The sequence below is a fragment of the Pseudomonas sp. Sample_24 genome, assembly GCF_004307605.1.
Lineage (GTDB): Bacteria > Pseudomonadota > Gammaproteobacteria > Pseudomonadales > Pseudomonadaceae > Aquipseudomonas.
Window position 1 is genome coordinate 1 of the sequence record NZ_RCNW01000124.1, and the last position, 5,389, is coordinate 5,389.

A 5,389-nucleotide genomic window follows, 5' to 3' on the forward strand; every position below is an offset into this window, starting at 1 on the left:
CTGGCGGGCATGCTGCTGGCGTTCATCGTCTCGTTCAACGAATTCACCGTGACCTATTTCCTCTACACCATCGATGTGATGACCGTGCCGATCTGGATGTACAGCCGCACTGTGTCTTCGCTCGACCCCACCGTTTTCTCGTTTGCCGTGCTGATCGTGTTGATCGACTTTGTCCTGATTTGGGCACTCGAAAAACTGGTCGGTGAAGGTGGCGTTTCGTTCTGATTTCTTGAGGTGATTCTTATGTCTGGTCTGATTCTGGAAAACGTCGAGAAACATTACGGCTCGGCCTGCGCGGTAAAAGATGTAAACCTGCATTTGCCCGAGGGCAAACTGGTGTGTTTCCTCGGTCCTTCGGGCTGTGGCAAAACCACATTGCTGCGCATGATTGCCGGGCTGGAAACCCTGAGCGGCGGCGAGATACGCCTCGACGGTGAAGACATTGGCCATACCCCGGCGCACCTGCGTAATTTCGGCATGGTGTTTCAGTCCCTGGCATTGTTCCCGCACATGACGGTAGGGGAAAACATCGCCTATCCGCTGAAACTGCGTGGGGTCAGCAAGGCTGACCAGCAGGCGCGGGTGGTGGAGTTGCTGGAGTTGATCCAGCTGCAACCGATGATCAATCGTCCGGTCGCCAAACTCTCGGGCGGCCAACGCCAGCGCGTGGCGATTGCCCGGGCGATTGCTTCGCACCCGAAAATCCTGCTGCTCGACGAGCCGTTGTCGGCGCTCGATGCCAAGTTGCGTGAGTCGATGCAGGTGGAAATCCGTCAGCTGCAACAGCGTCTGAACATCACCACCATCATGGTCACCCACGACCAGCGCGAGGCCATGACCATGGCCGATATCGTCGTGGTGCTGGGTGAGCACAAGGTGCAGCAGGTGGGTACGCCAATCGAGATTTACCGTCATCCGGCCAACGAATTCGTCGCGGATTTCATCGGCTCCGGCAATATTTTCCCGGCCACGGTACTGGGCAACGGCCAAGTGAGTTTGCCGGGCGGGGACGCGCTGAAGGTGCCAATCTGCAGCAGCATCGTGGTTGGCGAGAAAGTGAAGATGCTGATCCGCCCGGAAGACCTGCAACTGTCGGCACCACAGGCCACGGCGGGCAACCGCTTGCTGGGCAAGGTGACGTTTGTGCGCGATATCGGCGCGACCATCGAGACGACGGTGGAGTGTTCCGGGGTGACGTTCACTGCGCTGAGCACGCCGTGTCAGGGATTCGGTTTGAGCGTCGGGCGTCCGGTGTCGGTGACCCTTCCTGCCGAGGCTTGTCGGGTACTCGGCGCCTGATCCAGGGTTCGTATTGCCTCAAATGGCCTCATCGCTGGCAAGCCAGCTCCCACAGTGATTGTGGTTTTCACAAGATTGTGTGAACACCGACGAATCCTGTGGGAGCTGGCTTGCCAGCGATGGCGTCAGCTGTAACAACAAAAAATCTGGATCAGACGCTCAAACGCAACCGCGCCAAATCCCTCAAGGGTGGAGCCCCGAACAACCGACTGTACTCCCGGCTGAACTGCGAGGGGCTTTCATACCCCACGCGATACCCGGCCGCCGAAGCCTCCAAGCCTTCCGCCAGCATCAAACGCCGCGCTTCCTGCAGGCGCAGCTGTTTCTGATACTGCAGCGGACTCATCGCCGTCATCGCCTTGAAGCGGTGGTGCAGCGTCGACACGCTCAAGTTCACCTCTTTGGCCAGATCATCGATGCGCAGTGGCTGTTCGAAGTTGCCATTGAGCCATTTGATCGCCTGGCTGATGCGATGGCTCTGGCTATTGGCAATGGCGATTTCGTACAACCTGTGCCCCTGCTTGCTGCGCAACAGCCGATAGAGAATTTCCCGACGAATCAGGGGCGCGAGCATGGCGATGTCCTTCGGCGTGTCGAGCAAGCGTGCCAGGCGTAGCACGGCGTCGAGCATCGCGCTGTCCAGCCGTTCGACGTACAAGCCGCGTCCGGTCGGGCGGGTTGGCACACCGATCGGGCCGGCGTCGGCAATCAGCGCGGAGATTTCTGCGGGGTCGATGTCCAGCCGCACAGCCAGGATCGGCTCCTCGGCCGAAACATTCACCACTCGACCACTGAGCGGCATCGAGACCGAGACCACCAGGTAATTGAGCGGGTCGTAATTGAAGAACTCATCGGCCAGCCGTACTTCCTTGCGGCCCTGGGCCATGATGCACAGCGCGGGTTGCGCGAGCACCGGGGCGAATTCGTGGTTTTGACTATGGCGTGACATGAACAGCGAGCCCACAGCGGTGGCATAACTGCCATCTTCCGCGGTGTTGCGACGAATGATCGCCGCCAGTTCCGCACGCTGTTTCTCCATCTCGATGTCCAGCGCAGCTTCAAAGTGATCGAGTGACGACATGCAAGGCATCCTCGGCAAGGTGATGGGGCAAAGCATATGTTTGTGCAAGCCGCGGCGGTAGACACATTCTGTCGAATGCTTGCCTGATTCTGCTTGAGGATGTTTTTTCGACCCCGCAAGCGAGAGCGTAGAGCCCCAAAGTTGCTTGAAACTCAGAAGGCAGAGCCGTGACAGTGTTTTACACAATGTTGCAGGCGGCCCGCGTACTTTCGCAGGATTGTGCAACGCGGCGGCAGAAATCGACTAACGGAAAACCCGCAGTGGCCCTTAACCTTTGATCCTGTCGCAGCCCGTCCCCCGGCTGCCACTCGACTCCCCGGGAGGGTTGAACCATGTCCAAGCAGATCCCCGTCAGTCATATGGCTTTCGTTCGAGCGCGCGCCGGGCGTTCACAAGAACTCGGTTTGCGCCTGAGTGCGTTGATCGAGCCGTCCCGTGCAGCGCCAGGCTGCCTGAGCTTTACCTTGCAACACTCGCAATGCGATCCGGATCTGTGGCTGGTGTCCGGCTTCTGGAGCAATCAACAGGCGATGACCGCGTATTTCAACACCCCGGCCATGGAGATTTTTGCCGAGCTGGTGCAGGAACTGGTGGTCAACAGCCTGGATTTCCACACCTTCAAGGATGTCTCGCAGGCGCAGGCCTTGCGTCAGTCCGGGGTAGCGGTACACAAACTGGCCGGTTGAGGGTTTAATGGCTGCATTCTCAACCAGCCAGGATGCGCGACATGGCACGCAAAGCCTTTGAAACCTTCGAAGCAGTATCGGCCGTAATCCCCCGTGAAGGCGGGTATTACGCGGCAATCGCGACCAAAGCCATTGGCGGCTCCGGTGCGCCTCGTTTCAACAAACTGCTGGAAGAGCAGACCTTCAAGACCGCCAAGGAAGCGGACGAAGCCGCCGCCCTGCAACTGACCCATCTCAAGGGCGTTGGCGAAGACGGCGAACTGATCTGGTAATTACTTCACCGCTCCCGGGCGGTACATTTTGAACAATGCCTCAGGTCCCAGCTGGAAGTAATCCGCTGGCCCGCCGCCGCGCAGAATCGGTTCTGCCGCGGCGGTGTCGTATACCCCATCCTTCAGCAGCCATTTGGCGATATGCACGGCGACCACTTCGCCGAGGATCAGCCAACTCGGCACCACATCGCCGTCCGCTCGTTGCAACTGAATGATCTGCGTGACCTTGCATTCGAAAGACACCGGGCTTTCGGCAACTCGCGGCACCTGAATGATTTTCGACGCCACGGGGGTCAGCCCGGACAATTCGAATTCATCGACTTGCGGCTCGACCATGGCGCAACTCTGGTTCATCTGTTCGGCCAATGGCCGAGTAGCCAGGTTCCAGGCGAACTCGCCGGTCTGTTCAATGTTGTTCAGGCTGTCTTTGCGCCCGACGCTGGAGAACCCGATGATCGGCGGAATGTAGTTGAAAGCGTTGAAAAAGCTGTACGGCGCCAGGTTCAAGCGGCCTTCGGCATCCTGGGAAGAAATCCAGCCGATGGGGCGCGGGCCTACGATCGCGTTGAATGGATCGTGGGGCAGGCCGTGGCCATTGGCGGGTTCGTAGTAGTGGATGTCGTCGGGCATAGGCTTTTGTTCCTGAGGACTTGATTCGCAAGAGCGTCATAGTGCAAGGGCAAACCGCTAATTTCCAGTCAGAAAAAAATCCTGTAGGAGCGAGCCTGCTCGCGATGCGGTCCGTCATTCAACATCTCAATCGACTGACAGTCAGTCATCGCGAGCAGGCTCGCTCCTACAGATTTTGTGATCAGTGCACAAATTTTCAATGCTCTGGAAAAGACCAGGCCCGGCCGAAGCCGGGCTATGGTGCCGTGGATTGGGGTTTAGCTGACGGACGCACCGCCGGTGCGGTCATAACCATCTTCAGCGACAGTGGCGCCGCCGGTGCGGTCGTAGCCGTCTTCAGCAACGGTGGCGGAGCCAGTACGGTCATAGCCGTCAGCGGCGACAGTAGCGGAGCCGGTGCGATCGTAGCCATCTGCTGCAACGGCGGAACCGGTGCGGTCGAAACCGTCGGCGGCGAAGGTGTTGGCGGCCAGTACGGACAGGGCGATGGCGAGGAACAGTTTGGTTTTCATCTTCATTCTCCAGATTCTTTGGCGTGGTGTGTCTTGGGCATGGGTTTCATGCTACGCCAGTTAAACTGATTAAAAAGCGCAAAATAATGCTAAAAACAATCGATTAAGTAGATATTAAAGCCGTCAGACGGTTCCGCTTTCAGGGACTGAATGGGCGTATCGCACTTGATCGAACAGGCCGTTTGAGGATGGTCAGCAAGCATTAACTCGTGATTAATCTGCCGTGGTGTGTCGTTAACAAATTGTTTAATCAATGGCCGCGAATGTCGGCAGTGTGTTTTTCAAAAAAAAAGGGCAGACCCGAAGGTCTGCCCTTTTTGCTGAAGCGCGCCTGGACTTAGTCCGTGACGATCCGCGAATGCTTGCGGGTGTCTTTCATGGTGATGTACACCAGCAACGACACGGCGATGCACGCGGTGACATACCAGTAGTAACCGGTTTCCATGCCGATGCTCTTGAACCACAGTGCGATGTATTCAGCGGTACCGCCGAAGATCGATACGGTCAGTGCGTACGGCAGGCCCACGCCCAGGGCGCGGATTTCGGTCGGGAACAGTTCGGCCTTTACCACGGCGTTGATCGAGGTGTAGCCGCTGACGATGATCAGTGCCGCCATGATCAGGAAGAACGCACCCCACCAGGTGGTGATGGTGTGCAGGGTAGTGAGGATCGGCACGGTGAACAGCGTTCCCAGAATGCCGAAGGCAATCAGGATCGGCCGACGACCGATTTTATCCGACAGCCCACCGATGACCGGTTGCAGGCACATGAACAGGAACAGCGTGGCGGCGGAAATGGTGGTGGAGTCGGAGATGCTCATGCCGACGGTGTTCACCAGGTATTTCTGCATGTAGGTGGTGTAGGTGTAGAACGCCAGGGTGCCGCCCATGGTCAGGCCGACCACGGTCA

Annotated in this window: 7 protein-coding genes and 1 pseudogene; 4 read left to right on the forward strand and 4 right to left on the reverse strand. The window is 58.1% G+C overall.

Going from position 1 to position 5,389, the window contains the following annotated elements; all coding sequences use genetic code 11:
* Together D8V06_RS06280 and D8V06_RS06285 are read left to right on the forward strand one after the other, a co-directional pair.
* Positions 1 to 225, forward strand: a pseudogene (locus D8V06_RS06280) (ABC transporter permease); the annotation flags it as partial.
* An 18-nt stretch (positions 226 to 243) separates the two neighbouring features.
* Positions 244 to 1,299 (forward strand): ABC transporter ATP-binding protein, encoded by a 1,056-nt coding sequence (locus D8V06_RS06285; RefSeq protein WP_130930635.1) that lies wholly within the window; start codon positions 244 to 246, stop codon positions 1,297 to 1,299.
* Positions 1,300 to 1,450: 151 nt separating this feature from the next.
* On the opposite strand, the gene D8V06_RS06290 is transcribed toward D8V06_RS06285, so the two are convergent.
* The gene (locus D8V06_RS06290) at positions 1,451 to 2,380 is read right to left on the reverse strand and encodes an AraC family transcriptional regulator (protein ID WP_056852704.1); all 930 of its coding nucleotides are present in this window, start codon (positions 2,378 to 2,380) and stop codon (positions 1,451 to 1,453) included.
* A gap of 332 nt (positions 2,381 to 2,712) precedes the next feature.
* Here D8V06_RS06290 and D8V06_RS06295 point away from each other — a divergent pair, with 332 nt between their 5' ends.
* Positions 2,713 to 3,066 carry an antibiotic biosynthesis monooxygenase family protein gene (locus D8V06_RS06295; protein ID WP_130905921.1) on the forward strand — a complete coding sequence of 118 codons (354 nt, stop codon included), beginning with the start codon at positions 2,713 to 2,715 and terminating at the stop codon, positions 3,064 to 3,066.
* A 41-nt stretch (positions 3,067 to 3,107) separates the two neighbouring features.
* Positions 3,108 to 3,338: a hypothetical protein gene (locus tag D8V06_RS06300; RefSeq protein ID WP_056852702.1), complete on the forward strand. Its 231-nt coding sequence runs from the start codon at positions 3,108 to 3,110 to the stop codon at positions 3,336 to 3,338.
* Here D8V06_RS06300 and D8V06_RS06305 read toward each other — a convergent pair whose 3' ends face one another.
* From D8V06_RS06305 to D8V06_RS06315, 3 genes are all read right to left on the reverse strand, one after another.
* Positions 3,339 to 3,968 carry a flavin reductase family protein gene (locus tag D8V06_RS06305; RefSeq protein WP_130905920.1) on the reverse strand — a complete coding sequence of 210 codons (630 nt, stop codon included), beginning with the start codon at positions 3,966 to 3,968 and terminating at the stop codon, positions 3,339 to 3,341. It abuts the gene before it with no gap.
* A 257-nt stretch (positions 3,969 to 4,225) separates the two neighbouring features.
* A complete protein-coding gene (locus D8V06_RS06310) occupies positions 4,226 to 4,480 on the reverse strand; it encodes a hypothetical protein (RefSeq protein ID WP_056852700.1) in 255 nt (84 codons plus the stop codon).
* 337 nt (positions 4,481 to 4,817) lie between these two features.
* Positions 4,818 to 5,389: MFS transporter (locus tag D8V06_RS06315; RefSeq protein WP_130930636.1), on the reverse strand; the 572-nt coding region annotated here is incomplete at its 5' end.